This window comes from Shewanella sp. FDAARGOS_354, assembly GCF_002209245.2.
GTDB classification, from domain to species: domain Bacteria; phylum Pseudomonadota; class Gammaproteobacteria; order Enterobacterales; family Shewanellaceae; genus Shewanella; species Shewanella xiamenensis.
The window spans coordinates 3,724,191-3,749,118 of record NZ_CP022089.2 but is presented as its reverse complement, the minus strand read 5'-3'; the positions used below and the strand labels follow the sequence as shown (position 1 = coordinate 3,749,118).

Genomic DNA, 24,928 nt, shown 5'->3' with positions numbered 1-24,928 from the left:
AGTTAATCACAAACACTTATTCATACAAGGAAGCATTATGAACACACGCACTAAAGTATTCGGCGGCTTATTGATCCTCGCACTTATCCCCTGTGGAATTTGGGCTACACAGCAGACAAGCACTCAGTCATCGACCGAAACCAATATTTCAATCAATAGCAGTAATTATCCTGACTTTTCGTGGATTTATGTACGCCAAGATGGTGAACTCACGATAGGCGCGGGTGAAAGCCAAGATTGGAACACACTCAAACAACAAGGCAATGCTTACCAAACGGATTACCTGTGGGTTAAGACTGGCGGAAACCGCTATGTGATTACCGATCCAGCCCTTGTAAATCAAGTGAAAGAGGCCGTGCGCCCAATGCAGATCCAAGGCGAAAAAATGCAGCGTCTAGGCGAGCAAATGCAAGTAAAGGGTGATGCTATCAGTGCCGAAACCAACAACCTCTTAGTCAATCTCGCCTCAGGTGAAAAAGATGCTGAGAGTAACGCGCAAATTGAAAGCCTAGGCGCATCGATGGAAGTGATGGGCAAAGAGATGGAGCAACTCGGCGATGAACACCAAAAGCTAGTTAATATAGCAGAAAAGCAGGTTTACGAACTGGCGCAAAACGCGATTAAAAATGGCACCGCCGTATTGGCACCTTAAGCCATTTTTAGCACGAAAAGGTAAATTATCGGTTATTCCAGTTATAGAGATTGAATTTCCTAGTGAAATTGACTATTTTCACGCCGCTTTGTTATTTCACTAGGAAAAGGATCAACATGGAACAAGTGGTTAGTGCAGGGAACGACAACCCTATTCAAATGACCGATACCGTCTATTCGAAGGAAAAGTCACTCTTTACAATTTTAGCGATTATTTCAGGACTGATTTGGGCCGTGCTTATCATAGCCACTAAAGGTCTCGCCCTGATTTATGTGCTGATGTTTTTTATTATCTACCTCTTCACCCACTCGGCGTTTATCAGCTACTTAAAGGGAACGGCGGTTGAGATTAGCCCTGAGCAGTTCCCCGATTTACACAAGCAATACCTTGCTTGCTGTGAGCGTTTAGAGATTAAAGAACCACCGCGCGCCTACCTGTTAGCCGCCGATGGTATGTTAAATGCCCTCGCGACCCGCTTTTTGCGCCGCAACTACATAGTGCTGTTCTCATCAATAGTGGATGCACTTGAGTCGGATAAAGACGCAATTAACTTTTATATCGGTCATGAGCTTGGCCATATTCGCCGTAACCATATTGGCAAAGAACCGCTGTTAGTGTTTGCCACTTGGCTGCCATTGATCGGCGCCGCCTATGCCCGTGCCTGTGAATATACCTGTGATTTACACGGCTTGCGCTGCTGCAATAGCTTACGTTCAGCCACCAATGCAGTCGCCGTACTCGCCGCCGGGGTTGAGCAGTGGAAACGGATGAATGTCGATCAATATATTCGCCAAACCCAAGAGTCGAGCGGCTTTTGGATGTCTTTCCATGAGATCAATAGCAGCTATCCATGGCTCACTAAACGCATGGCAAGAGTACAAGCAACCGCACAAGGCAAAGTGTATACGGCGCCTTCACGCAGTGTATTTGCCTATCTCTTTAGTTTGTTTATGCCACGTATGGGCACAGCAGGCGGCGGGATTATCATCCTTGCGGCGATTATCGGTGTAGCAGCAGCGATCGCGATTCCCGCCTATAAGGAATACCAAGAAAAAATGGGCGCAGAAGTAAGTTATGAGGCGCCAACTGATCAAACTCCGGCTTTAACTTTGACCGTTCCCGATACCGATGCTGCGGTTAAACATATAGATCAATTACATCAGTCATTAACGCCCATTACAGATACTTTAACGGCCTACTACCAAGCCCACAAAGCTTGGCCGACAGAATTGGAAGTCCTTGGGCTCACGGATGCACAACTGGCCACCTTTAATCTCTACACCGATGGCATAGTCGGGTTTGTTGGCGGTGAAACCCTAGGGGATTATCAAGACTATGAGGTGTACCTATCGCCACAAGTCGACGAGCAGGATAATGTGACTTGGGTATGTAGTAGTAATGGTATTCCCGACGAGTATTTACCCGTCGATTGCCAAGGCTAAGATCAAAAAGCGCTAAAGTGCTAAATCCCCTCCCTAAATGAGAAAAAGGCATAGCAAATCGCTATGCCTTTCACTTTATTGGTCGCTTGCTTCAGCACTTTTCACCCGCAGAGGGGTTATCGACGCCAAAGACTGTGCATTACAGACTCGGCAATACGCCTTGGGGCAAGTAAGTATTAAAGCTGGCGGTGTACAACAGATCCGTTGCCGCTTCGATATCCGGCGCGAAATATCTGTCTTTATCGTAGTAGGCAACCACTTCGCGTAGCTCGGCTTTGGCCTTAGCCACTGCATCACTTGGCGCTAATGGCGCGCGGAAATCCAACCCTTGGGCGGCAGCTAACAATTCAATCGCTAATACGCCGCGGGTGTTTTCACTCATATCCCGCAAACGGCGCGCCGCAAAGGTCGCCATTGAGACGTGATCTTCTTGGTTTGCCGAGGTTGGTAAACTGTCTACCGAGGCTGGATGGGCGTAAGTTTTGTTTTCAGAGGCTAATGCCGCCGCCGTTACTTGAGCGATCATAAAGCCCGAGTTAACGCCGCCGTTTTTCACTAGGAAAGGTGGCAATTTAGACAGGCTAGAGTCGATGAGCAGCGCAATACGACGCTCTGCAATCGCGCCTAATTCGGCAATCGCAATCGCCAAATTATCCGCAGCCATAGCGACTGGTTCGGCGTGGAAGTTACCGCCGGAGATAATGTCGCCAGTATCTTGGAACACTAGCGGGTTATCGGTCACGCCGTTGGCTTCTGTGCCTAACACCTCGGCCGCTTGGCGAATTTGCGTTAAGCAAGCGCCTAGCACCTGTGGTTGGCAGCGCAGTGAGTAAGGGTCTTGCACCTTCTCGCAGTTGATGTGGCTTAAGCTGATTTCAGACTCTTCGCCCAGCAGATGACGGAACACCATCGCCGCATCGATTTGTCCTTTCTGACCACGGGCCGCATGAATGCGTGGGTCAAACGGACTGCGGCTACCCATGGCCGCCTCAACGCTCATCGCGCCAATCACTGAGCTGGCAGCAAACAAGTCTTCAGCGTGGAACAAGCCTTCCAGCGCCAGCGCGGTAGAAGCCTGAGTACCGTTGAGCAGCGCTAAGCCTTCCTTCGCGGCTAAATCGATTGGCTTGAGGCCAGCGATTTCTAAGCCTTCGGCGGCCGAAATAATCTGCCCTTGGTAGCTCATCTCACCTTCACCCAAGAGCGGCAAACACATATGGGCTAACGGCGCTAAGTCGCCGGAGGCACCCACAGAACCTTTTTCAGGCACGCAGGGATAAACCTCGGCATTCACTAGGCTGATAAGGAAGTTAATCACCTCTAAACGAATGCCAGAAAAACCACGGCTTAAGGAGTTGATTTTTAACACCATCATCAAGCGCACGGTCGCATCCTGCATATATTGACCCGTGCCCGCTGCGTGGGATAACACGATAGAGCGTTGCAGCAATTGCAGATCTTCCGGGGCAATCTTAGTGTTGGCCAGCAGACCAAAACCTGTGTTGATGCCGTAAACGGTGCGACCTTCATCCAACACCTTTTGCACGATTTGCGCGCTGGTGTTGATGTCGCTTATCGCCTCTGGCGCCAGTTCGAGTGTCAGTTTATGACGGCTGATTTCACGCAGTTGCGCCAGACTTAAACTGCCAGGCGTTAATACTAAATGATTGACTGATTTCATTTTTACATCCGTATTCTTGTCGTTGTTTTTCACGGTTTGTTGAATAGTTAGTCTTTAAGCATGGGCAAATCTAAGCCCTGCTCCTTGGCGCAGTTTTTCGCGATCTCATAACCCGCATCGGCATGGCGCATCACGCCTGTCGCTGGGTCGTTCCACAGCACGCGGCCAACACGTTTAGCAGCGGCCTCAGTACCGTCACAGACGATCACCACACCCGAGTGTTGGCTAAAGCCCATGCCCACACCACCGCCGTGGTGCAGCGACACCCAAGTCGCGCCGCTGGCAGTGTTTAGCAGCGCGTTCAGTAATGGCCAATCGGATACTGCGTCTGAACCGTCCATCATAGATTCGGTTTCACGGTTAGGGCTGGCGACTGAGCCTGAGTCTAAGTGGTCACGACCAATGACGATCGGCGCCGACAGCTCGCCGTTTTTCACCATCTCGTTAAAGGCTTGGGCTAAACGCGCACGGTCCTTTAAGCCCACCCAGCAGATACGCGCAGGTAGACCTTGGAAGGCGATACGCTCACGGGCCATATCTAACCAGTTGTGCAGGTGAGGATTATCTGGGATCAGTTCTTTGACTTTAGCGTCGGTCTTGTAGATATCCTCAGGATCGCCAGACAGGGCAACCCAACGGAACGGGCCGATACCTTCGCAGAACAGTGGGCGAATATAAGCAGGCACAAAACCTGGAAAATCGAACGCGTTTTTAACGCCGGTTTCGAAGGCCATTTGGCGAATGTTGTTACCATAGTCTAAGGTCGCTGCGCCTGCCGCTTGCAGATCCAGCATGGCTTGCACCTGCACCGCCATCGAGGCTTTAGCCGCTTTAACGACGGCAGCCTCATCGGTTTTACGCATGTCGGACGCTTGCGCCATGGTCCAGCCCTGTGGCAAATAGCCGTTCAGCGGATCGTGGGCAGAGGTTTGGTCGGTGACAACGTCAGGAGTAATACCACGCTTCACTAATTCAGCAAATACATCGGCGGCGTTAGCTAATAAACTCACAGAGACGGGTTTGCCCGAGGCATTGGCGTCATTGATCATAGCCAAGGCTTCGTCTAATGAAGTGGCCTTTTTATCCACATAACGGGTACGCAGACGAAAATCGATTCGGGTTTCATCGACTTCACAGGCAAGCACAGAGAAACCCGCCATAGTACCGGCGAGCGTTTGCGCACCGCCCATACCACCTAAACCACCTGTGAGGATCCACTTACCGGCAGCCACACCGCCAAAGTGCTGTTTTGCGACAGACACAAAGGTCTCGTAGGTACCTTGGACAATGCCCTGAGTCCCGATATAAATCCAAGAACCCGCAGTCATCTGGCCATACATTGCCAAACCTTGTTTATCTAACTCATTGAAGTGTTCCCAGTTTGCCCAATGTGGTACTAGGTTAGAGTTAGCAATCAGCACGCGCGGAGCATCTGCATGGGTGCGGAATACGCCCACAGGTTTGCCCGATTGCACCATTAAGGTTTCGTCGTCTTCGAGGCGTTTTAGCACTTCGATAATCTTGTCGTAGCAGTCCCAGTCACGGGCCGCGCGGCCGATACCGCCGTAAACCACTAAATCCTCTGGGCGCTCGGCCACATCGGGATGTAAGTTGTTCATTAACATGCGCATTGGCGCTTCGGTTAACCAGCTTTTACAGCTTAATTGGCTACCATGGGGCGCAATAATACGGCGGCTTGGGTCGTGTCGCTTGTCCATTGAGATGTCCTCTTTCAACCTGTTGAACTCACTCGCCATTCGGCTAAGTGCTATTGTTTTTATTGTGTTTTTGTCGCTAAACATCGGATGAATGCCATAAGCATTCACCTCTGTTTGCGTACGTTATTTATTGAATGTCAGGTGTCCGCCGAGCTTAAAGCGGCTCCCCGGGTGTACTAATTTGGCAAAACTCACCACCCCTTGGCGTGACCAAGTGCGGCGTGAAATCTGTAAACAGGGTTCAGTCGCCGGAATGGCTAACCTCTGCTGCAACTCGCTACTGGCAATAATGGCTTCGATGGTGTGGTGCGCCTCGGTCAGCGGCGCCACCTGCGACAGGTATTCATGGGGAGTTTGCTCGCTAAAGTCCTGCACAAGGTAGTCTGGTGCAAAGGCGGGATTCACATAACGCTCCTCGACTTGCAGCGGCACGCCCTGCTCGCAATGCACTAACACCGAATGAAACACCGGACTCCCGAGCTCCAGCGCCAGTGCGATGGCGATAGGCGCGGTGGCATTCACTTGCTCAAGTGCCAACTGCTGCACACTGTAACCATGACCACGGTCTTTGATTTCGTCGGCAATGTTGCGGATCGCCAACATCGAGGATTGCGACTTTCGCCCAGCCACAAAGGTGCCCAGCCCCTGTGAACGCTCAAGCACGCCGTTGTCTGTCAGCTCGGTCAAGGCGCGACGCGCCGTCATGCGGCTACAGACAAACAGTTCGGCCAGCTGATTTTCCGAGGGCACGCGGGCATTTTCTTCCCACTCACCAGACTCAATACAGCCAATGATATATTGCTTAATTTCTGCAAACTTAGGCGTAGCCAAAACACTTCCTCGGTATAAAAATCTAGAATCTAGGTGCTAGATGCGGGCACACTTTCAAACGTTCAAAATTGCGGCTACAATCCTAGCTTGTATATACAAGTAAATACAAGCTAGCTCACATAACTTTCGATAATAAAGAGTTTGCGGGGCCCAAAAGCCAACGCAGCGAGGGATAACAATGTCTTGGGATCAGGTTTGGATAGACGTTAACGTAGCAACAATGGACCCTTCCATATCAGCACCTTACGGCGGAATTACCAATGCGGCTATCGCAGTAAAAGACGGTAAAATTGCCTGGTTAGGCCCACGCAGCGAGCTGCCCGCCTTCGATGTGTTGTCCATTCCTGTTTACAGGGGCAAAGGCGGTTGGATCACTCCAGGGCTGATTGATGCCCACACCCACCTAGTATTTGCTGGTAATCGTGCCAACGAATTCGAGCTACGCCTAAAGGGCGCCACCTACGAAGAAATCGCCCGTGCTGGCGGCGGAATTATTTCCACGGTTAACGCTTGCCGCGAGGCCGACGAAGCCGAACTATTTGACCTCGGGCGCCAGCGTTTAAACGCGCTAGCCAAAGAAGGGGTGACTACGGTTGAGATTAAATCTGGCTACGGTCTAGATACCGAAACTGAACTCAAAATCCTGCGCGTAGCCCGCGAACTCGGCCAACATCACCATGTGGATGTCAAAACCACCTTCCTCGGTGCCCATGCGGTGCCCCCCGAGTTTAAAGACAATAGCGACGGGTATGTCGACTTAATAATCAATAAGATGCTGCCTGCGGTGATTGCCGAAAACCTCGCCGATGCGGTGGATGTATTCTGTGAAAACATCGCCTTTAACCTAGAGCAAACCGAGCGCGTACTGAGCGCCGCCAAGGCGGCTGGCCTGCAAGTTAAACTGCATGCCGAGCAATTATCCAATATGGGCGGTTCTGAATTAGCCGCACGTTTAGGGGCTATGTCGGTTGATCATATTGAATATTTAGATGAGGCTGGCGTTAAGTCCCTAAGTGAAAGTGGCACCTGCGCCGTGCTGTTACCGGGCGCGTTTTACTTTTTGCGGGAAACCCAAAAACCGCCTATCGACTTATTGCGTCAATACGGCGTACCTATGGTGCTCGCCAGCGACTTTAACCCCGGCTCATCGCCCATTTGCTCTACCCTGCTGATGCTGAACATGGGTTGCACCCTGTTCCGCTTAACGCCAGAGGAAGCGCTTGCGGGTTTAACACTCAATGCAGCCAAGGCGCTAGGGATTGAAGAGAATGTCGGCAGCTTAGTGGTCGGCAAACAAGCCGATTTTTGTCTGTGGGATATCGCCACCCCAGCGCAGTTGGCCTACAGCTACGGCGTCAATCCCTGCAAGGATGTAGTGAAAAGCGGTAAGTTAGTGCATCAATAACCCGCGGTTCAGCTAAACAAGGTCGCCATGGATACTGGCGGCCTTGTTTAGCAATCATATCTGCGGTTATTGAGCGCCATTTTCTAACTGCTCATCTTGTTGTTTTACCAGCTTGTGCTCGCCTTCATTACAGCCGATTTTCCAGTAACTTGATGTATAAAAATGGCTTTTCGGTAAGTCGTATGTCTGCTTAAGCAGCTTACTTAGGGCGCGCATACTGCTAAATTCGCAGGCGAGCCATACGGCGCCTTGTCCCTCCAATTTGGGCAACTGGGCAATGCGTTCGGCCAAGGGCTTACCTTCTGGGTCGGCCTCTGGATTAATCACCCAATGCAGTTGCACATTGCTAGGATGCACTAAGGGCTGAATATCGGCTTCACTTAGCACCTCAATAACAGCGTAACCCACTGCATTGCTTGGCAATTGCGCCAAGTTCACGCTGATGGCGGGCAAGGCCGTCATATCCCCTGCCAGTAAAAACCATTCGGCATCCACATTGATCAGTTTTTTCAGTCCGGGGCCACCGATTTGGATGGCATCCCCAATCTCGGTCGACTTTGCCCAAAGGGATGCGGGGCCATCGGTATCATGCAGCACAAAGTCCACATCGATTTCATTAACCCGCTGCTGACGAATGGTATAAGTGCGCATTAATGGCCGCTCATCCCCCAGCTGCGGAAACAGTAATTTGATATAGGCACTTTCTTGTTCGGCGGGGAAACCTACAAAGCCATCGCCGCCTAATGTGATACGCAGCATATGTGGCGTGACTTGGCTTTTACCTATCACGGTCAATTCGCGCGGAGCGGGTCTGTTCATACTTAAACTCCAAAAGGATAAATAGCACTCAATTGTTAGCTTTCCGCCACGCTATCACTGATCTGGTTGGCAATACGGATAAACACCGCAATTTCGTCCTGATCGAGCGCTTGGGTCATATGGGCAACGGTGGCTTTTTCGGCGGCAATAATTTGCGTCATCAACTGCTCGCCCTGCACCGTCGGCCTCAATAACTGGCTACGGCCATCCTTAGGATTATCGACCTTGAGGATATAACCACCCTGCTGTAGCTCATTGAGCACCCGCGTAATTTGGGCTTTATCCCGTTGCATGCGTAAGGCAATAGATTGCGCCGTAGCCTCGGGATGACGGCAAATCCCCTTGAGCGCCCGAATATGGGTGACGGGTAATTCAATCTGCTGCGCGGCAATATCCGCACGCAGCTGTTTTTTGTAGGCATGCACTAATCTGTGCAAGGTTTCACCGAGGGAAATAGCAGACATAATGGCATCTCGATATAGTTGATAATATCAACAATATCGAGATTAATTGACAATGTCAACCATTTGAAATTAGAAACCGTATTTTTGACTTACATCCACTAACAATTCCTGCCATTTAGGATAGTTTGATAACTCTCCATTCCATGGCGCCATAGTCTTTTCTATTTCTGGTTTTTGGCCTTGCTTTAACTGATATAAATAGGCAAACGCTGAGGCGCGATAATTAGCAAGGCAATGAACTAACACATTTTTCCCCTTATGCTGATCCATTACTGTAAAGAAGGCTTCAACATCTTCTACTTTAGGGTTTTGCCAATCCACGGGAATATACACATAGTCCATTCCGGCCTGAGTCACGAGTTTTCTTTCATCGGGATGGGCATCTTTGCTACTGTCCGGCATAAGGTTGATCACTACATCCACACCCGCCTGTTTTAGCTGCGCAAACTGTTGCTCACTCGGCAAGCCTGAACTTAATAACTGTGGCGCTTGCTGCTGTAATGCCCTCACATCTTTTATATTTTCAACCGATTTAAATTCAGCCGTGATATTTGTGGCATTCGCCAGTGGAGTACCTAAAAGTAGGGCAAAAACAAGGCTCGAAAGTGCAGTTTTTCTCATCAACAACTCCTTAGTCAATATAAACATCAACGACTTACTTAATCCTCTGATAATCCCTTATCCGCTAAGTTCAGTAAAATCACTCTGGATGTAAAAACCTTTGAGCAAGCGCTCATTTTTAATATTACCTAGGACAACTTTTCCCAAATACAACGCAAAGACAGCAATTAATCGCTCAATCGCAAAAATTAACCACTGAATGGCAGCAGCCTCAGCGAGATGAACCCCAATGGTATTGCCTATCTGCCCCAGAGGCCATGATGAATAATGCTTTCTCAGTTAGATATGAATTAGGTGCTTTGCTGTTTTATGTGGATGGGAATCCATTTGAAAGCTACCTATTTGAAAATGGCTGCCCATTATAATGATCGATAAGGATTTCCTTAGTCCCCCACTTCCCTTTTCACTCCAGATTATCAATAAAACTAGTAACAAAATTTATGCAGTTTGAGTGCAATAAACTGTTAGGATAACCGTTCAAATTTGAGCTTGATCACACTAATCACGGTTTAACGCTTGCGGCACAAGTCCAACAACGGATTTGCCACAATGTTTTTGTATGAGTAACCTGATGAAAAGAATAGTAAATGCTTTAATTCTGGCCATGTTAGCAACGGGTTGTAGCGATCCAAACCCAACACAGACCAATCAAACTACTGAGCAGGCCAAGGCCGAAAAGGCCGTCCAAGTATTGAGCCTTAAGCAGCAACTTGCGCCAATCACCCAGCGTTATTTTGCCCTTAGACCCGAAATCGCCACCTATTATGGCGTGGCCGAGGATGAGGCGGGCAAGGATGTACTCTCTAAGCTGACCGATTACAGCCCGTCGGGGGAAAATCATCGCCGTAAAGCGCTTAAGGCCATATTAGCTGAGCTCAATGCTATCGATGCCAGTAAGCTTAGCGCCTCTGAACAAGTGAGTTTAGGCTCGATAAAATCTGAAATCGCCGGCGCCCTGTTGCCTGCCGAAACCGTGGCCTATGGCACTATGCTTGGTGAATACGGCGTTTGGTTTTTACCTTATGTCGTCAACCACTTATCTGGATTGCATGTTGAATTTCCGAGCTATATGGAAGATAAGTTTGCGGTCAGCACTCCAGCGCAAGCTAAGGCTTATCTTAACCGCTTAAGCATGTACCCTGCCGCCATGGGTACGGTTATCGATAAGCTGGATCAAGATGTACAAATGGGGGTAATCCCACCCGATTTTATTATCGATAAGACCATAGCTGTGTTGCAGCAACAGTTAGTCCACCATGCCAACAAGCATCCCTTGGTCAGCAGTTTTAAAGCCAAATTAACCGCCGCCCAAGTACCAGAAAGTGAGGCGTTGGTGAACTCTGCCGCCGAACTGGTGGAGACTGAATATTACCCTGCTACGCGCCAGTTGATTTCAGCACTACAAGCTGTGCGTCTCAAGGCCACCCATGTGGCGGGACTTGGACACCAGCCTCAGGGCGCGAAACTCTATAAGGCGATGATTAAACACCTCGCCAATTCAGATAAGACCCCAGATGAGATCCACCAACTGGGATTAGATGAAGTCGCCCGCATTACCGCCGAGATGGATGTGTTACTCAAACAAGTGGGTTACCGCAAAGGCACAGTTGGCGAGCGCATGCAGCGATTGCTCAAGGATCCTAAATATATCTACCCCAACACTGCCGAGGGCAAACAACAATTAATGACGGACATTCACGGCTATCTGGCGCTAGTCAATGCCAAATTACCCCTATGGTTTGGCCGCTTACCCGATCAACAAGTTGCAGTTGAAGCCGTGCCCGATAGTCGCGCCGCCGCAACCAGCGGTGCATTTTACGATGCGCCGTCACAGGATGGTTCGCGTAAGGGTACTTTTTGGATAAGCCTGTACGATATGGCGGCGCTGCCCTCCTATTCGCTGCAAACCTTAACCTATCACGAGACCAATCCCGGCCATCATCTACAGACCCTTATCGGTCTGTCGGATACCTTGCCGCTGCTGAGTACCATTTTTTACTCCAATGCCGCAGGTGAAGGTTGGGCGCTCTATGCCGAGCGGTTAGCCGCTGAGATGGGCATGTATCAGGATAATCCGATTAACGATCTTGGTCGCTTGCAGTCCGAGTTACACCGCGCGGTGCGCTTAGTGGTCGACACAGGTATGCATGCAAAGGGATGGAGTCGTGAGCAAGCCATTGATTATGCAGTGGCGACTGAGGGAATACACCGCTCAGAGGCCACGTCCGAAATCGAGCGCTATGTGGTTTGGCCGGGACAAGCCTTAGGTTACAAGTTGGGCGAGCTGAAAATTATCGAACTGCGAACTAAGGCCAAACAAGCCTTGGGCAATAAGATGGATATCAAAGTCTTCCACGACAAATTGCTCGAAAATGGCGCCTTGCCCTTAGATTTATTAGAGCAAAAGATGGATCAGTGGCTCGAGTCTGCTAAGACGGCCAATGCTACCGAGACCAAGGTTTAACTCGGGTAAAACCGCTCACATCATCTCAAATCGGGGCAGCTTAGGCGGCCCCTGTTCTTTTTACGGCTCCCTATGCTTTTACGTTTCAGGTTAATCCGCAAAGCGACGCTGATACTTGCCGCTTAAATAGCGGATCACCACAAAACCCACAACACCTGGCAGTGTCCACGACAACAGACGCAAATTGCCATGGTCGATAAACAAACGGCTGCCACCAAAGGCGAAAAAGGCGGTGTAGCAGGCGATACCTGAGCCAATCATCGCGCCTAAATGCTCTATCCACCATTCTAATTTGGTCAGAGTCGCCTTAAAACTATAACGCAGGAATCCCGCCCCAACCGTAGTGCCTAATAGGCCGAAAATCACCGCGAGGATCAGCTTTTCTTGGTATCCCCATAGCGCCATCACGGGGCCAAGTAGCGTTAAGCTCAGCATTAACGACAAATGCAGCGGCGATTTTAATTGCTGACGCTGCGCCTTATAACGCAGAACCAACACGCCATGCCTAACGGTCACTAGAGTTAACAAGCTGATATAGATGAGAAATATCCAAGAATTTTTACGTTCCGCTATCTGCTCTGCTAAGGCGTCGACACTGGCCGCAGGCTGTTTAATCACAGCGAGCGGATCAATGAGGCCCGTCGTTGCCATCGCCACGCCCGTCGTCGCCACTGTGTACATGGCATAGACATAATAACGGCCAAAACGACTATGGTTCGCGCTGCCCTTTTTCAGCATGGCAGGCATCCAAAATAACACTAATGCCAGTGCGCCCGCGGTGATATGTAAAAATTGCGACAGGGTGAAAATCGTGTTCATCATCTTGCTCCATCAAAGTTGAAGCTTGATAGTAACGAGCACGGGGAGTCACCCATAAGTGCCAAAAGTCATGTTTTAAGCTGTAGCATAAAGCAGCCACTTAATGTGGCTGCAATTGAGGCGACTGTCGCTATAACCCAGAATGTTTATCGAGCCTTAAGGTATCGATGATCGAGAAGGTATAACCTAGCTCGGTGAACATCCACTCGATATTGAGCTTAAAATCGATGGGGCGATCTAAATCGAGTTGATTGATAAAGAAATGGTGTTTAGTCGGGATCTTTATCAGTAATTGTTTTTGATAGAAACAGGCTTCAACTTCGGCATTTAATTCGCGACTAAGGACTAAGAGATTCTCCATCATCAAAGGATTGAGTAAGTAGCGCGCCTCGACTTGGTCGCTGCTATACACCTCAAAACAACGCTCAAAACGCACATCCTCAAGCTTAACCCGCGACAGCTTTGTCTTAAACCCCTCAATTAGATTTTTTAAACTGCCCTTATCCGTGACTAAAAGCGTAGTGCCGTTGAATCGCTTAGGAATATTGCACACCAGCAGCACACCATTGAAGATGGTCTCTCGCTCAACCGAACCATTATTGTTCGCTTTAGTGTTGTAAGCATCGACCTCGTAAAACTGGAACGGCACCTTGTTATAGGTTCCCTTAAGGCAATTTTGCGCATACTGCTTATCGGTTTTAGGCAGCAGCCCCAGCTCAAGGAAGAGAGAGAAATCGACCTTAGGCGCCCTCGTTAGCGCAAAGTCATCGCCAAAATACTTAAGGCTAATGGGATAGAGTTTTTCAAAGGCAGCATTATAGAGTTCATCGCTTTCCTTACCCGAGGCAATGACTACTAACGCTATCACGGGAACGGGCAGAAACACGCCAATCATCAAAGGCACAAAATAATCCATAGGCACCAGCATAAACTGCACCCCGAGCAGCCCAGCGAAGGCCCCTAAAATCACCGTGATGCATAGGTAGTAGATTGGGGTGGTGAACTTGGCATTTTCACGCAGCCTTTGGTTTACGCCTTCACGTTTTGCTTCAAACAGTGCACATTTAGGGGCGATTTTTTGTTTGTAATACTTCAGAAAGGGAATGCGGTGCTCTTCGGGAATATCAAATTCAATCGAACTCATTGGCTCCTACTCTTTACGACTCAAATCCATTTAGGCCAATGATTTTACGGATTTTATTCCTGCAAGGCCAGTTTAAGGCCTACAAATGACCCATTAAGCCTGAGCAAGCCTGCGGCCACGGCGTTGCAGTAAGCCAAAAATAATCAGCACCCCAAAGGCGGCGCTAAAGAGAGTTAAAGCTCTAGCTACACCGTAAAAGTCCGTGAGATTAAAGGAAACCCCATCCGCCCACAGCACCAATAAACCCAGTGGCATTTGCATCGCCACCGCAGTGTACCAATCGAATGGTAATCGAGGGAAAAGCCGCTGATAGCTAAATAGCATCAGCCCAGAGAGCAGCAATAATAAGCCCGCATCATGGGCAGCTAACCCCAGATAAACCGGACTAGTGGGGCTAAGATTATCGACGCTCCCGAGCAAGGCATGCATATAGCCAGCACTGGCAACCAGTGCAAAACTCGTAAAGCTCAATACCGCCAACAGAATACCTAAGCCTAATGCGGGTAAATATTTCATAAACAGCCTCATCATTGCTACGCGCTCAATCCAATCTTTAAATCGTAAAGGCGCACAAATTCAGTCGAAAGAGAGTAAAGCAACAATAACAGCCAAAATTTCCCTTAGCTATTAAGACCATAGTCTTATGTCGACAACAAACTGCTGGATTATAAACAGCATAATTCCCCACACTAGATCCAGTATTTCACCTATATCCACTAGATAAGCCTCTAAAATTACTCATTTAATTGATTTCCAGCCAAATGAGTTAGTGATATGGCGCACATTCTCCCTTGGCTTAAAGGTGAAATCCACTAGCCAATTACCCCAATAACGCTTAGGATCGGGGTTGCATTTTTTAGCCAACATATTGTGGAGTATCAAAACATTATGGGTATCAGAGCCATAGTCGTAGACACAGCAGGCACCACGACAGACCTAACCTTTATCCAAGATGTGCTATTCCCCTATTCTGTCAAAGCCTTGCCAGACTTTTTAGCGCAGAACCAACACAATGTTTTGGTGGAAAACTGTATCTGCGACACCCGAGATATCGCGCTAGAGCCAGATGCTGACTTAGCGCGCGTGACTGAAATTTTACAGCAGTGGGTTCGTGAAGACCGCAAAGCGACCCCGCTCAAAACCCTACAGGGGTTAATTTGGAAGCAAGGTTATGCCCATGATGAGTTTAAGGGCCATATCTTCCCTGACTTTATCGAAGCTGTTAAACGTTTTAGCGCACAAAATCTGCGTATTTACAGTTTCTCATCGGGCTCTGTCGATGCCCAAAAACTGTTATTCAGCCACAGCGATGGCGGTGATTTAACCGAGATGTTTAACGGTCATTTTGATACCCGTACAGGTAACAAATTAGATAAACAAGCTTACTGCAATATTCTCAACACCATCAGCTTAAGCCCTAAGCAAGTGCTGTTTGTGTCTGATGTGATTGAAGAATTAAAAGCCGCCGATGCAGCGGGCATGATGACCTGCCAAATGGTGCGCGACAGCAAGCAACGCACGGGCGATTTTCGCACTATCAGCAGTTTCGATGAGCTAGTGATCGAGTAACATCGGCACTGCACATCAAAAGCGACCCTAGGGTCGCTTTTTGTTTATCGGGCAACCAAACCTACCTATCCGCAGGGTGATTCACGCCATCGCAAACGGGCACATCACCTAATTCGTAGGGATTTATGCCTTCGAGGCAACCAAGGTTATAGCCATATTCATTGGGGTTGGAGCGCCTTTGATGATGGGTATAAATGCCGCATACAGAGCAGAAATAATGCTTGGCTGTTTTGGTATTAAATTCGTAGCACTTTAATACGGCCTCGCCCTTGATAATCTTCAATCCCGCCAGCGGCACAGAACCAACAATTGCGCCCTTGCGCCGACAGATTGAGCAATCACAACGCCTTGGCTTTTCAATGCCATTGGGCAGCGATAACTCCAACACCACGGCGCCACAATGGCAAGACGCAAGATGTGTTGCCTGAATAACCGTATCCCCAATCTGTTTTATCATCGCCAACTCCTTGCTTCACTTAATGTTGTCACTATTGTCTAAGGCTTGTCGCTCGCACTTTATACTGCTAGTCTGGCTGCCTTAAACGAGCGTTTTAACTAGAGCTTTTGACTATGAGTAATGCAATGGAAAGTCCAACACTAAGTCCAATGGAAAAGTTTCTCGCACAGCACCCACTAGTGACCGAAATCCCCGTGGCTTGGGGCGAAATGGATGCGCTGCAACACGTCAACAACGTGGTCTATTTCCGCTATTTTGAAACCGCACGTATCGACTTTTTCAACCGCCTTTTTCCACTCGATGCCCTGTATAAATCCGGTGTTGGCCCCGTGATTAGCGAAAATCAGGCCCGCTATAAACGTCCAGTGACCTTCCCCGATACGCTATTGGTCAGCGTGAGTATCAGCGATATTCAAAGCGACAGATTTACCATGCATTATCAAGCATTTAGTAAGCAGCAACAGGCCATTACGACCTTAGGTTCTTCGGTCGCTGTGATGTTTAACTTTAAAACTGGTCAAAAAGCCGAGCTTCCCACGGAATTACTCGCCATTCTAAAACAACACGAGCAAGCTTAAGCTACCGAGTCGATGGCTACATTGCCATAACACTTTAGGCCATATCAGAGGGAGGCTGTATGTCAGAAAAAGCACCAATTGAAATCACCGTTGAGCATCAACAGGATAAACAACGCTTTGTGATCCACGTTGACGGGCATGAAGCCGTGCTGGAATACCGACTCAATGGCCAGCACATCGACTTTAACCGTACCTTTGTGCCCGACGAGCTGCGTGGCAAAGGTCTTGCTGAACATTTAGTTCGCCATGGCCTAAAATGGGCCAAAGCCCAAGATTACGAGATAGAAGCCAGCTGCTGGTATGTGCAGAAGTTTTTGAAATAACTGGCTTCTCGACAGGTACGCTAAATCCAATACACAGGGTAGTGGCGCTTGGGATCGGTGGAGAGATTATTCACGACCAACGCCACCAGTAATAACAGTAGTGAGCCGAGGAATACTGGCATCAACGCATAGAGAAATCCGAGTTGATGCACGTTCTCACCGCCTATCACAGCAATTAATGCCGTTGCACCGCCCGGTGGGTGCAGCGTGCGAGTTAAATACATCAATGCGATGGCTAGTGATACGGCTAGAGCGCTCGCAAGCACCATATAATCGGCAAACACTTGGTACACAGCCACACCAATCAGTGCCGATAACACACTGCCGCCAATCAAGTTACGTGGCTGAGAAAACTCAGCCAGTGGCGCGCCATACACTAATACCGCCGACGCCCCAAATGAGCCAATCACAAACATAGTGCCAAGCAGATGTTCGCCCATATAAGTGGCGAGACTGGCGACTAAGTAAATGCCACAAAAGGCCCCGACCCATGACCAAACGATCTTTTTCAGGGGTTGTCGTGGCGGACAGATGTCCTTAGAACGCATTCGGGTGAAGTAAAATCTCATGCTAAATCCGGCCAAGAGGAATAAAGGTGCAGATAAGTGATCCGCATCACGTTTGCGGCCGCCACGTTAACGTTTTCACCGCACAATTGCAATTGTGCGGTGAAAGCGAATATCAGACTTATGCAGCTTCGCCGTTCAGGCTAGCTAAGATTTCACGAATATCTTCGGGAATAGGGCGACTCTTTTCACAACTGTAGTCGTAGTGGACTAAGGTAGTTTTCACTTCCGCAGTTTTACTGCCAGCTTGCCAACAGCTTTGAGTCAGTTCGAAACTGCTATTACCGATACGGCTAACATAGGTTTTCACCGTCACGCTCTTGCCGTAATAAGTCGGCGCGATAAAGGCTACAGTAAAACCCGCCACAATCAGATTCCATTGATGTAAATCCAACTCGGGATTAAAAATCTCGAAGATTGGCGTGCGCGCCGCCTCGCACCACACGGGGATCACTGTATTGTTAATATGGCCTAGGCCATCGGTTTCGGTAAATCTTGGCTGGATTTCTAGGCTGTATTCGGTGGCTGACATGCAAACTTCCCTTTTGTTGTTCTTATACTTTTATGCTGTGAATGGGATAAACAAGGCGATTGCCCCGTTTATCCCTACCAAGCCTAACAGAAATAAGAAGCGCGATGCTAGAACTGGCAGCTCGCGGTATCTGGGGTTTGCTTGCCGTTAGCATCGTACTTTTTCATACAGCCAGCTTTACCCATATCATAAATTTTTTCGTATTTGAGCTTGCCACTGCTGTCGTAGGACTTAAACACACCATGGCTTTTTGGGTTTTCTAGGTGATAGATTTTGCGTCCCTTGGTCACATGGGAAAAATCCGAAAACCCAGGTTCCTCTTGATAGATCACTCCGTTGATATAGCGCTTGTGCACCACATGTTGCTCATCAATCCGCAGCATTTCGCTGGCTAACTTGCCATTCTGGTCATAACAGACTTTATCCACGGCATAATTGCTGTCGAGATCCTCGATACAACTCACGGCACCATTATCAAAATACTCCCGCTGGATACCGCAGCGTGCAATGGCGTTATCCCAGAAATAAGGTTCACCGTTCCAGGTTTCGCCTTCTTGCTGGCAATAGTTCCATAAACTCTTTAACTGGCCGTTCGGGTAAAAGGTGTAATGGGGGCCAGAGAGACGGTTATTGATAAGATGACCATATTGTACGAGCGAATAGCCGCCGTCGGTGGAATAGCGAATGCTTGGGCCATATTCCTTACCCGCTTTATAAGTCTGCAAAGACATTAAGCGGCCGTTAGAATCGAATCGATATTCTTTATCGACTGACCCATTGGTGTAATAGCTTAATTCGGATAGTCGGCCGCCGCGATACACTCGCTGATCACCATCTTTAATCGAGCTAGTCTCGGCATTGTTTGCGTTTATTACACCCTCACAATCTCCTGTATAAGGCTCTTTTCGCATCATGCATTCATCCTGCGAGGGTTTAAGTTTTACGGCGTCATTGAACTTATACTGACTCAACTCATTCAGATCGCCGTTAGGTTCGAGCCACATTTGTGGGCCATCTAACTCGCCTTGACGATAGTTAGCTACATTGCTGACAGTATTCGGGGCTGAATACCATAGACTCTCACCGTGGAGTCTGCCCTTATCATAATGTTTAAGGGCAAACATAAAATTATCTTTATTGAATAACTTAGCCTCACCTTGGCGTAGGCCGTTCTCATAGTTGACTTCCGTCTTGTAGAGGTAAGTCACCGATTGCCTAGTGGTAAATGCATCGTTAGCATCTGGGGTTCGAATATATACCCAAAGGCCTGAACGTTTACCATCGAGGTAGCTGCCTTCACCGCTTTGAAAGCGATAATCCCCTTGGGTGACCTTTTCTACCCAAGCGCCTTGCTTCACACCCTTTTGGTATTGGCCTTTGCTGCCATCGGACTCAAGCCACTCACCGTCTTTTACGCCATTGAGATAAATGCCCTTTTCGGATAATTTCTTCGCGCCTTCAGTGCCGGAATCGTAATCTGGGGTATAGATTTCACTCGGGCCATCGGGCACGCCCTTGTTGTAGTGAATAAAGCCGTAGTTATCGGCGTCATCCATCATGGACTGCAATACCCATTTACCCTGCTTTTGGCCGTCGAGGTACTCGCCCTCCCAATAGGTTTCACGGCTGTCGGCTTCTATCCATTTACCCACTTGTTTGCCCAGCTTATAGTCACCGGCATACATCACACTGCCATTGCGGGCATCGTAGGCGGCAAAGTGACCATCAAGTTCGCCTTGAACATAATTGGCTTCACTGGCAACACCAGCCCAAGTACTGCCCATGCTCATGAATTCGTAAAAAGGCCCTGTTCGCGGGATTTTTTCGCTGCCATTTTTAAGCCAATCGACATCGTCGGCCTCATAACCAATGGCGACTAACATAAAACTGCCATCTTCTTCGACGTAGGCACTGCGATCAAACGTGGCGACTAGACTGTATTTTCGTTCACGCCCCTCGGCATCCTTATCGGTGCGAGTCACGGGATAGCGCAGCTTGTATTCCACTGCGGTTTTTACATCCGCCGCTGTGCCTTCAGAATTGCGATAACCAATTAGTGTTGGTTTGAGCTTAGAGGTCCCATCCAAAATCGCTTTAATATCAGGATCTTTTACCCCTTCCGCCTCATAGGTCATACGATACTGCTGCGGCGGCAGCTGGCTTAACACCTTGCGAACGCCGCCGACGGTAAAGGTGCTAATGCTTGGTACAACTTCATCGAGCACTGCTTGCAAGCGTGGCAATTTAGTTAGCTCTTCACCCTCAAAGCCATAACCCCGTAGATGCTGACCATCGGCATCCTTGAGCATGACGATAACTTCCTTAGTACCGCCCTTGTCAAAGTCATGGTAAAACACCGCCACGATTTCAGCGCGGCCGTAATCGTCAATACGCACACCGGGCGCATCGCCATAGAGCATTTCGCCCCATACCTGTTGATCTTTTTGATAAAAATTAAGCCATTGGCCATTGGGAAGATCCACGGGACCGTGAACCATTTTGTCATATTCCGCCGCAACCGCAGCAGGAATGACCACAAAAGAAGATAACCACACCGCACCGACAGCGGCGCATAAACGACGAATCGAAAGTTCCATTTAACTATCCTTTACACCGACACCTTGCGCCTCGTGCGCACCAGTAAACGGGGCGAATTTTAAGCTAAGAACTATGCGTCAGGAAGTAGTTGAGACAAAAAAGGCCGCTAAGCGGCCTTTTAAGATCAAATATTTAACAATCAATTATTATACATAGCATTAATTTCATGGGCGTACTTGTGATAAATCATTTTGCGACGCAACTTAAGCGTCGGCGTGATTAATCCTGCCTCCATCGAAAAAGCTTCCGGCAGCAGGGTAAACTTTTTGATTTGCTCAAAACTAGCCAACTCCTGCTGGAGCTGTTTGAGGCGCTGCTCGAAATGCTCAACCACATGGCTATGGCGCAGCAGCTCAATAGGCGACTCATACTTTAAGCCTTTTTCCTTTGCCCATGCTTCGAGGGATTCAAAGGCTGGCACAATCAGCGCCGTCACATAGTTACGCGCATCGGCAATCACCGCCACTTGTTCGATAAAAGGACAACACCCAACAGCACCCTCAACCCTTTGCGGTGCAATATATTTACCGTTAGAGGTCTTCATCAATTCTTTAATACGATCGGTAATAAACAAATTGCCGTGGGCATCGAGTCGTCCCGCATCGCCAGTCTTTAACCAGCCGTCTTCAAAGGCGGCGGCAGTATCTTCAGGGCGATTGTAATAACCACGCATCACAGTGTCGCCACGGACTAAGATTTCATCGTCTTTACCCAGTTTAATTTCGATTTCGGGCAAGACTTTACCGTTTGACCCCGCGACACGGTTATCCAAAGTGTTACAGGTCACAGTAGCGTTTGTTTCGGTCATGCCATAGCCACAAAGCACAGGAATACCAATAGCATGGAAAAAAGACGCCACATTTAAATCAAGTGCAGCACCGCCACAGGGCATAAACTTTAAGCGTCCACCGAGCACTGCCTGCAACTTGCTGTAAACCAATTTATTCGCCAAACGCCATTGCAAGGATAACCACAAACCGCCCTTAGCGCGGCCTTGGCTCACTTCAAACTGACGCTCGCCAACCCTCATCGCCCAAGCAAATAATTTTTTACGACCCTCTGCGGATTTCGCGACCTTATCCTGTACTGCGCTGTAAACCTTCTCGAGGAAACGCGGCACCACACACAAGGTATGCGGACGCACAGCACTTATCGCCTCTTTTACTCTTTGGGTATTTTGCAGATACACATTATGGCCACCACGGCATAAAACGTAGAAACTCCAGCTACGCTCAAACACATGGCTTAGCGGTAGGAAAGCTAAAGACACATCGCCAGCATTAAAAGGCAAAATCTGATCGTGCTGACGCACAGTCGAAGCCATATTGCGGTAATCCAGCATGACGCCCTTAGGATCACCCGTGGTGCCGGAGGTATAAATCAGGGTTAACAGATCATCAAGATTCGCGTCTTTTAAGCGTTGCCCCAGCTCGGCACTTTGGTCGTATGCCTGCGCTAGCACGTTATCTAAATGTCTATGCTGAGGTTTATCCTGAGCCAACTGAACTGCGGCATCGAACACAATCACATGCTCTAGAGTCGGACACTGTTTTTGTAGCTCGCAGGCCAGCGCATATTGCTTAGCGTCGTCGACAAAAATCACCTTAGCCGCCGCATCATTAATGATAAAGCTGGCTTGCTCTAAGGTACTGGTTGGGTAAATAGGCACGACAATGGCACGGCTTTTCAGAATGCCGATATCGGCACAGGTCCATTGTGGGCAGTTTTGTGACAGGATCACACAGCGGTCTTGCACTTGTACGCCGAGTTGAATCAACACTTGTGCAATTTTATGGCTGATCTCATCAAATGCCTGCCAACTGACTTGATGCCAAGGGGCTGCCATTTCAAAACCTTCCAGCGCAATAGCCTCCTTTAACGACTGGCTTTGCTGCTGTAATAGTCGAATTACGTGATATTGTTCGAGCGACATGAGTGACTCACCTTTTAGCTTACAAGTGTTCCGCTTTTGCAGCATTCTACCTGAAGGCAAGCTAAAAACTAAGAGTTTTTGCTCTAATCTTGTGCAAATGTCGCCCAAATCACGTCATTTAAGGCCGATTACAGCCCAACGATATCGCCCCGCCATAACTTTTTACGGCCGCCAAACAGGGCAATTTGCCCCAACACAACCAGTAAAAGATCGCCTATTAACCAATAATATAGATGACCATCATGCTGCAATGCCGCCAAACTGATAGACACCCATAGTGAATGCCCCAGCACCACCAGCATAGTCAAGCTAACCTGTAACACTCGGCGGCACAGGCAACCTAGCCCTAACACCAAGGCACAAGCCCAATAGGTGCTCATCACTAAATGCGCCAGCAATGGCGCACTTATCCCGCCATTGAGCCAAGTAATAAACACACTACAGAGCAACATGCCGACACTGATGAGATACAGCAATCGTTGCTGCCCTCGGGCAAAAGCATTAACCAAACCGGTTCTGCCATCAAAACCCGGCATCAATAACAGTAACTCTGTTGCACGCGCTCGTTGCACCCGACTCCAATGCACCAGCGAACAGCTGATCACACAAAACTGCGCCAGTAGCAGTAACACCGGAAAATCCCAATTAAACTGATGGGATAATACCCCCAGCACCAATGTCAGCACGGGCAGCAACAACAGCAATACGGTTAACATCGGCCCGATAAAAAAGTTAACCGGATGCAAATAACGCTCGAAACGGCTCAAAAACCGCATGGATTGCAGATTAGGCAACCAAAACCAGCCCATTTCTAACCCGTTGAGGTACACACTGCGTGCTTCCACCCGCCAAGGTAACACTAGGCAGCGGCGCCAAATCAGAACGACAAACACAAACAACACTATGATGCTCAGCCACAATGGTACTTGCTCAGCCAAAGCGCTAGAAAACGGCACTAAGATAAACAGTAAAAATGAGGAGTAAAACCATTGGGTGTGCCGCAGACACAGCAAAATAAAACCTAAGCTTATCCCTTGGGCAAACACCAGTAGCGACAGGCTAGAGGTAAAATCAAACAATACGCATAAGAGCACCGCAAGGCTAAACACGCCAATGAGCATCACCTCGCACTGGATAAAAATATTCTGCCGATAACGGGGGATTAAGATTGAGCACTCACTCGCCATCAAGCGAATCAACTGCCATGCGACCGCTGCCGAGGTAGAGACAATCCCCATGCCGACAAAAATATCAAAACTCTCCTTCTGCCCGGCCCATCCCGCCAAAACGCTCAGGGCTAAGCCAAATAATCCGGTACCCAAAAAACTCACACTGCCCACGTCAAATAACCACAGGCGCAGCATGCCGTTAAAGGGATTGATTGAATGCTGTGTTACAGGCTTATCAGTAGGTTGCACAAGCGGTTTAGCTGAACTCATTTGTGTAACTCCACAAAGAGTTGCTCCAAATTAAGCGCTTCACTTCGCTGCACGCCGGGAAGATTGAGATCGATTGCGCCACTATCCACCAGCACAGAATTACCATCACGGCTCAAAATACGCACCTGCTCAGGCAACTCCGTACCCACAGCCAGTTTGAGTAGACGCACCTCTTCCCGTAGAGCATCGATTTCCTTAAACAGCACTAATTCGCCCTGTTTAATCAGTGCCACATGACTCGCGACCCGCTCTAAATCTGAGGTGATATGGGATGAAAACAGCACCGCCGAGCCGGATTCGAGGGCCAAGTCGAACAAATCGACCATAAATTTGCGTCTGACGATAGGATCGAGACTGGCCACGGGTTCGTCGAGGATCAGCAACTCGGGACGATAGGCCATTGCCATGATCAGCGCCAAGGATTGGCGCTGGCCGACGGACAGACGTTGTACCTGTTGGCTGACATCTAACTCAAAGCGGGCAAGCCAATCTTGCTCTAACTGCATGTCCCAATGGGGATAAAAGCTGCGGTGTAAATCAAGGGCGCGCTCAACGGTAAAACCTTCATAACCAAAGGGTTGTTGTGGCACATAACCAAGGCGCTCCTTTGCGGCTGACGAAAGTTGTTCCGGCGTCTCACCTAAGGTGCGGATGTCACCCGAATCGGGCGAAAGAATCCCCAAAGCGCAGCGCATTAAGGTCGATTTACCCGCACCATTTTGTCCCAATAAGCCAACCACCATCCCGGCAGACAAGCACAAGGACAGATCCTTTAACGCCTGTTTTTCAACGCCATTTTTTCCACGAAAAACTTTGTTTACCTTAGAAAACTCAAGTATTGGGGGAAACTCTTGATCCATCGAATTGCGTCCT

General features: G+C 48.8%; 23 protein-coding genes. 7 read left to right on the top strand and 16 right to left on the bottom strand.

Features of this window, described 5'->3' with window-relative positions:
* Positions 1–37: 37 nt before the first annotated feature.
* Positions 38–652, top strand: coding sequence for a hypothetical protein (locus CEQ32_RS16780; RefSeq protein WP_037416298.1), 615 nt, complete (start codon positions 38–40; stop codon positions 650–652).
* A gap of 116 nt (positions 653–768) precedes the next feature.
* Positions 769–2,094 (top strand): M48 family metallopeptidase, encoded by a 1,326-nt coding sequence (locus CEQ32_RS16775; protein ID WP_088586480.1) that lies wholly within the window; start codon positions 769–771, stop codon positions 2,092–2,094.
* 139 nt (positions 2,095–2,233) lie between these two features.
* On the opposite strand, the gene hutH is transcribed toward CEQ32_RS16775, so the two are convergent.
* From hutH to hutC, 3 genes are all read right to left on the bottom strand, one after another.
* Complete coding sequence (hutH, locus tag CEQ32_RS16770) at positions 2,234–3,775, bottom strand: histidine ammonia-lyase (protein ID WP_088586479.1); 1,542 nt, start codon at positions 3,773–3,775, stop codon at positions 2,234–2,236.
* Between the two features lie 47 nt (positions 3,776–3,822).
* On the bottom strand, positions 3,823–5,493 hold the full coding sequence (hutU, locus tag CEQ32_RS16765) for a urocanate hydratase (RefSeq protein ID WP_088586478.1): 1,671 nt from the start codon (positions 5,491–5,493) through the stop codon (positions 3,823–3,825).
* 123 nt (positions 5,494–5,616) lie between these two features.
* Positions 5,617–6,324 (bottom strand): histidine utilization repressor, encoded by a 708-nt coding sequence (hutC, locus tag CEQ32_RS16760; protein ID WP_088586477.1) that lies wholly within the window; start codon positions 6,322–6,324, stop codon positions 5,617–5,619.
* A 178-nt stretch (positions 6,325–6,502) separates the two neighbouring features.
* Here hutC and hutI point away from each other — a divergent pair, with 178 nt between their 5' ends.
* The gene (hutI, locus tag CEQ32_RS16755) at positions 6,503–7,729 is read left to right on the top strand and encodes an imidazolonepropionase (RefSeq protein ID WP_088586476.1); all 1,227 of its coding nucleotides are present in this window, start codon (positions 6,503–6,505) and stop codon (positions 7,727–7,729) included.
* A 66-nt stretch (positions 7,730–7,795) separates the two neighbouring features.
* Here hutI and CEQ32_RS16750 read toward each other — a convergent pair whose 3' ends face one another.
* The 3 genes from CEQ32_RS16750 to CEQ32_RS16740 all read right to left on the bottom strand — a co-directional run bounded on the left by CEQ32_RS16750 (position 7,796) and on the right by CEQ32_RS16740 (position 9,633).
* Positions 7,796–8,548, bottom strand: a complete 753-nt coding sequence (locus CEQ32_RS16750; protein ID WP_088586475.1) for a siderophore-interacting protein — start codon at positions 8,546–8,548, stop codon at positions 7,796–7,798.
* Between the two features lie 35 nt (positions 8,549–8,583).
* Positions 8,584–9,012, bottom strand: a complete 429-nt coding sequence (locus tag CEQ32_RS16745) for a MarR family winged helix-turn-helix transcriptional regulator (RefSeq protein WP_037416251.1) — start codon at positions 9,010–9,012, stop codon at positions 8,584–8,586.
* Positions 9,013–9,081: 69 nt separating this feature from the next.
* Entirely contained in the window at positions 9,082–9,633 is a 552-nt protein-coding gene (locus CEQ32_RS16740; RefSeq protein WP_088586474.1) for a protein tyrosine phosphatase family protein, read from the bottom strand.
* A gap of 571 nt (positions 9,634–10,204) precedes the next feature.
* Between CEQ32_RS16740 and CEQ32_RS16730 the strand changes: the two genes are divergently transcribed.
* A complete protein-coding gene (locus CEQ32_RS16730; protein ID WP_226770050.1) occupies positions 10,205–12,097 on the top strand; it encodes a DUF885 domain-containing protein in 1,893 nt (630 codons plus the stop codon).
* 90 nt (positions 12,098–12,187) lie between these two features.
* On the opposite strand, the gene CEQ32_RS16725 is transcribed toward CEQ32_RS16730, so the two are convergent.
* The 3 genes from CEQ32_RS16725 to CEQ32_RS16715 form a co-directional block, all read right to left on the bottom strand.
* Positions 12,188–12,919, bottom strand: coding sequence for a hypothetical protein (locus CEQ32_RS16725; RefSeq protein ID WP_181159856.1), 732 nt, complete (start codon positions 12,917–12,919; stop codon positions 12,188–12,190).
* A 127-nt stretch (positions 12,920–13,046) separates the two neighbouring features.
* Complete coding sequence (locus tag CEQ32_RS16720) at positions 13,047–14,060, bottom strand: DUF3137 domain-containing protein (RefSeq protein ID WP_088586471.1); 1,014 nt, start codon at positions 14,058–14,060, stop codon at positions 13,047–13,049.
* Between the two features lie 93 nt (positions 14,061–14,153).
* Complete coding sequence (locus CEQ32_RS16715) at positions 14,154–14,576, bottom strand: hypothetical protein (protein ID WP_037416234.1); 423 nt, start codon at positions 14,574–14,576, stop codon at positions 14,154–14,156.
* 372 nt (positions 14,577–14,948) lie between these two features.
* Between CEQ32_RS16715 and mtnC the strand changes: the two genes are divergently transcribed.
* Positions 14,949–15,629 (top strand): acireductone synthase, encoded by a 681-nt coding sequence (gene mtnC, locus CEQ32_RS16710; protein WP_037427953.1) that lies wholly within the window; start codon positions 14,949–14,951, stop codon positions 15,627–15,629.
* Between the two features lie 61 nt (positions 15,630–15,690).
* Here the strand turns inward: mtnC and CEQ32_RS16705 are convergent, their stop codons facing one another.
* Positions 15,691–16,086 (bottom strand): GFA family protein, encoded by a 396-nt coding sequence (locus CEQ32_RS16705; protein ID WP_088586470.1) that lies wholly within the window; start codon positions 16,084–16,086, stop codon positions 15,691–15,693.
* A 149-nt stretch (positions 16,087–16,235) separates the two neighbouring features.
* Between CEQ32_RS16705 and CEQ32_RS16700 the strand changes: the two genes are divergently transcribed.
* Both CEQ32_RS16700 and CEQ32_RS16695 read left to right on the top strand, forming a co-directional pair.
* Complete coding sequence (locus tag CEQ32_RS16700; protein ID WP_088586469.1) at positions 16,236–16,664, top strand: acyl-CoA thioesterase; 429 nt, start codon at positions 16,236–16,238, stop codon at positions 16,662–16,664.
* A gap of 59 nt (positions 16,665–16,723) precedes the next feature.
* On the top strand, positions 16,724–16,987 hold the full coding sequence (locus CEQ32_RS16695; RefSeq protein WP_088586468.1) for a GNAT family N-acetyltransferase: 264 nt from the start codon (positions 16,724–16,726) through the stop codon (positions 16,985–16,987).
* Between the two features lie 20 nt (positions 16,988–17,007).
* On the opposite strand, the gene CEQ32_RS16690 is transcribed toward CEQ32_RS16695, so the two are convergent.
* The 6 genes from CEQ32_RS16690 to CEQ32_RS16665 form a co-directional block, all read right to left on the bottom strand.
* Positions 17,008–17,556, bottom strand: a complete 549-nt coding sequence (locus CEQ32_RS16690) for an HPP family protein (RefSeq protein WP_037427960.1) — start codon at positions 17,554–17,556, stop codon at positions 17,008–17,010.
* Between the two features lie 118 nt (positions 17,557–17,674).
* A complete protein-coding gene (locus CEQ32_RS16685; protein WP_055646913.1) occupies positions 17,675–18,085 on the bottom strand; it encodes an acyl-CoA thioesterase in 411 nt (136 codons plus the stop codon).
* Positions 18,086–18,192: 107 nt separating this feature from the next.
* Positions 18,193–20,682 (bottom strand): toxin-antitoxin system YwqK family antitoxin, encoded by a 2,490-nt coding sequence (locus CEQ32_RS16680; RefSeq protein ID WP_088586467.1) that lies wholly within the window; start codon positions 20,680–20,682, stop codon positions 18,193–18,195.
* Between the two features lie 140 nt (positions 20,683–20,822).
* Entirely contained in the window at positions 20,823–22,616 is a 1,794-nt protein-coding gene (locus CEQ32_RS16675) for an AMP-dependent synthetase/ligase (RefSeq protein WP_069453857.1), read from the bottom strand.
* 128 nt (positions 22,617–22,744) lie between these two features.
* The gene (locus CEQ32_RS16670) at positions 22,745–24,055 is read right to left on the bottom strand and encodes an ABC transporter permease (RefSeq protein ID WP_069453858.1); all 1,311 of its coding nucleotides are present in this window, start codon (positions 24,053–24,055) and stop codon (positions 22,745–22,747) included.
* Entirely contained in the window at positions 24,052–24,915 is an 864-nt protein-coding gene (locus CEQ32_RS16665) for an ABC transporter ATP-binding protein (protein ID WP_047536432.1), read from the bottom strand. Before CEQ32_RS16665 ends, CEQ32_RS16670 begins: the two co-directional genes overlap by 4 nt.
* Between the last annotated feature and the right edge of the window lie 13 nt (positions 24,916–24,928).

Coding starts and splice junctions, on each gene's coding strand:
- CEQ32_RS16780 (WP_037416298.1), top strand. CDS start 38: ATGAACACACGCACTAAAGTATTCGGCGGCTTATTGATCCTCGCACTT.
- CEQ32_RS16775 (WP_088586480.1), top strand. CDS start 769: ATGGAACAAGTGGTTAGTGCAGGGAACGACAACCCTATTCAAATGACC.
- hutH (WP_088586479.1), bottom strand. CDS start 3,775: ATGAAATCAGTCAATCATTTAGTATTAACGCCTGGCAGTTTAAGTCTG.
- hutU (WP_088586478.1), bottom strand. CDS start 5,493: ATGGACAAGCGACACGACCCAAGCCGCCGTATTATTGCGCCCCATGGT.
- hutI (WP_088586476.1), top strand. CDS start 6,503: ATGTCTTGGGATCAGGTTTGGATAGACGTTAACGTAGCAACAATGGAC.
- CEQ32_RS16750 (WP_088586475.1), bottom strand. CDS start 8,548: ATGAACAGACCCGCTCCGCGCGAATTGACCGTGATAGGTAAAAGCCAA.
- CEQ32_RS16745 (WP_037416251.1), bottom strand. CDS start 9,012: ATGTCTGCTATTTCCCTCGGTGAAACCTTGCACAGATTAGTGCATGCC.
- CEQ32_RS16740 (WP_088586474.1), bottom strand. CDS start 9,633: ATGAGAAAAACTGCACTTTCGAGCCTTGTTTTTGCCCTACTTTTAGGT.
- CEQ32_RS16730 (WP_226770050.1), top strand. CDS start 10,205: ATGAAAAGAATAGTAAATGCTTTAATTCTGGCCATGTTAGCAACGGGT.
- CEQ32_RS16725 (WP_181159856.1), bottom strand. CDS start 12,919: ATGATGAACACGATTTTCACCCTGTCGCAATTTTTACATATCACCGCG.
- CEQ32_RS16720 (WP_088586471.1), bottom strand. CDS start 14,060: ATGAGTTCGATTGAATTTGATATTCCCGAAGAGCACCGCATTCCCTTT.
- CEQ32_RS16715 (WP_037416234.1), bottom strand. CDS start 14,576: ATGAAATATTTACCCGCATTAGGCTTAGGTATTCTGTTGGCGGTATTG.
- mtnC (WP_037427953.1), top strand. CDS start 14,949: ATGGGTATCAGAGCCATAGTCGTAGACACAGCAGGCACCACGACAGAC.
- CEQ32_RS16705 (WP_088586470.1), bottom strand. CDS start 16,086: ATGATAAAACAGATTGGGGATACGGTTATTCAGGCAACACATCTTGCG.
- CEQ32_RS16700 (WP_088586469.1), top strand. CDS start 16,236: ATGGAAAAGTTTCTCGCACAGCACCCACTAGTGACCGAAATCCCCGTG.
- CEQ32_RS16695 (WP_088586468.1), top strand. CDS start 16,724: ATGTCAGAAAAAGCACCAATTGAAATCACCGTTGAGCATCAACAGGAT.
- CEQ32_RS16690 (WP_037427960.1), bottom strand. CDS start 17,556: ATGAGATTTTACTTCACCCGAATGCGTTCTAAGGACATCTGTCCGCCA.
- CEQ32_RS16685 (WP_055646913.1), bottom strand. CDS start 18,085: ATGTCAGCCACCGAATACAGCCTAGAAATCCAGCCAAGATTTACCGAA.
- CEQ32_RS16680 (WP_088586467.1), bottom strand. CDS start 20,682: ATGGAACTTTCGATTCGTCGTTTATGCGCCGCTGTCGGTGCGGTGTGG.
- CEQ32_RS16675 (WP_069453857.1), bottom strand. CDS start 22,616: ATGTCGCTCGAACAATATCACGTAATTCGACTATTACAGCAGCAAAGC.
- CEQ32_RS16670 (WP_069453858.1), bottom strand. CDS start 24,055: ATGAGTTCAGCTAAACCGCTTGTGCAACCTACTGATAAGCCTGTAACA.
- CEQ32_RS16665 (WP_047536432.1), bottom strand. CDS start 24,915: ATGGATCAAGAGTTTCCCCCAATACTTGAGTTTTCTAAGGTAAACAAA.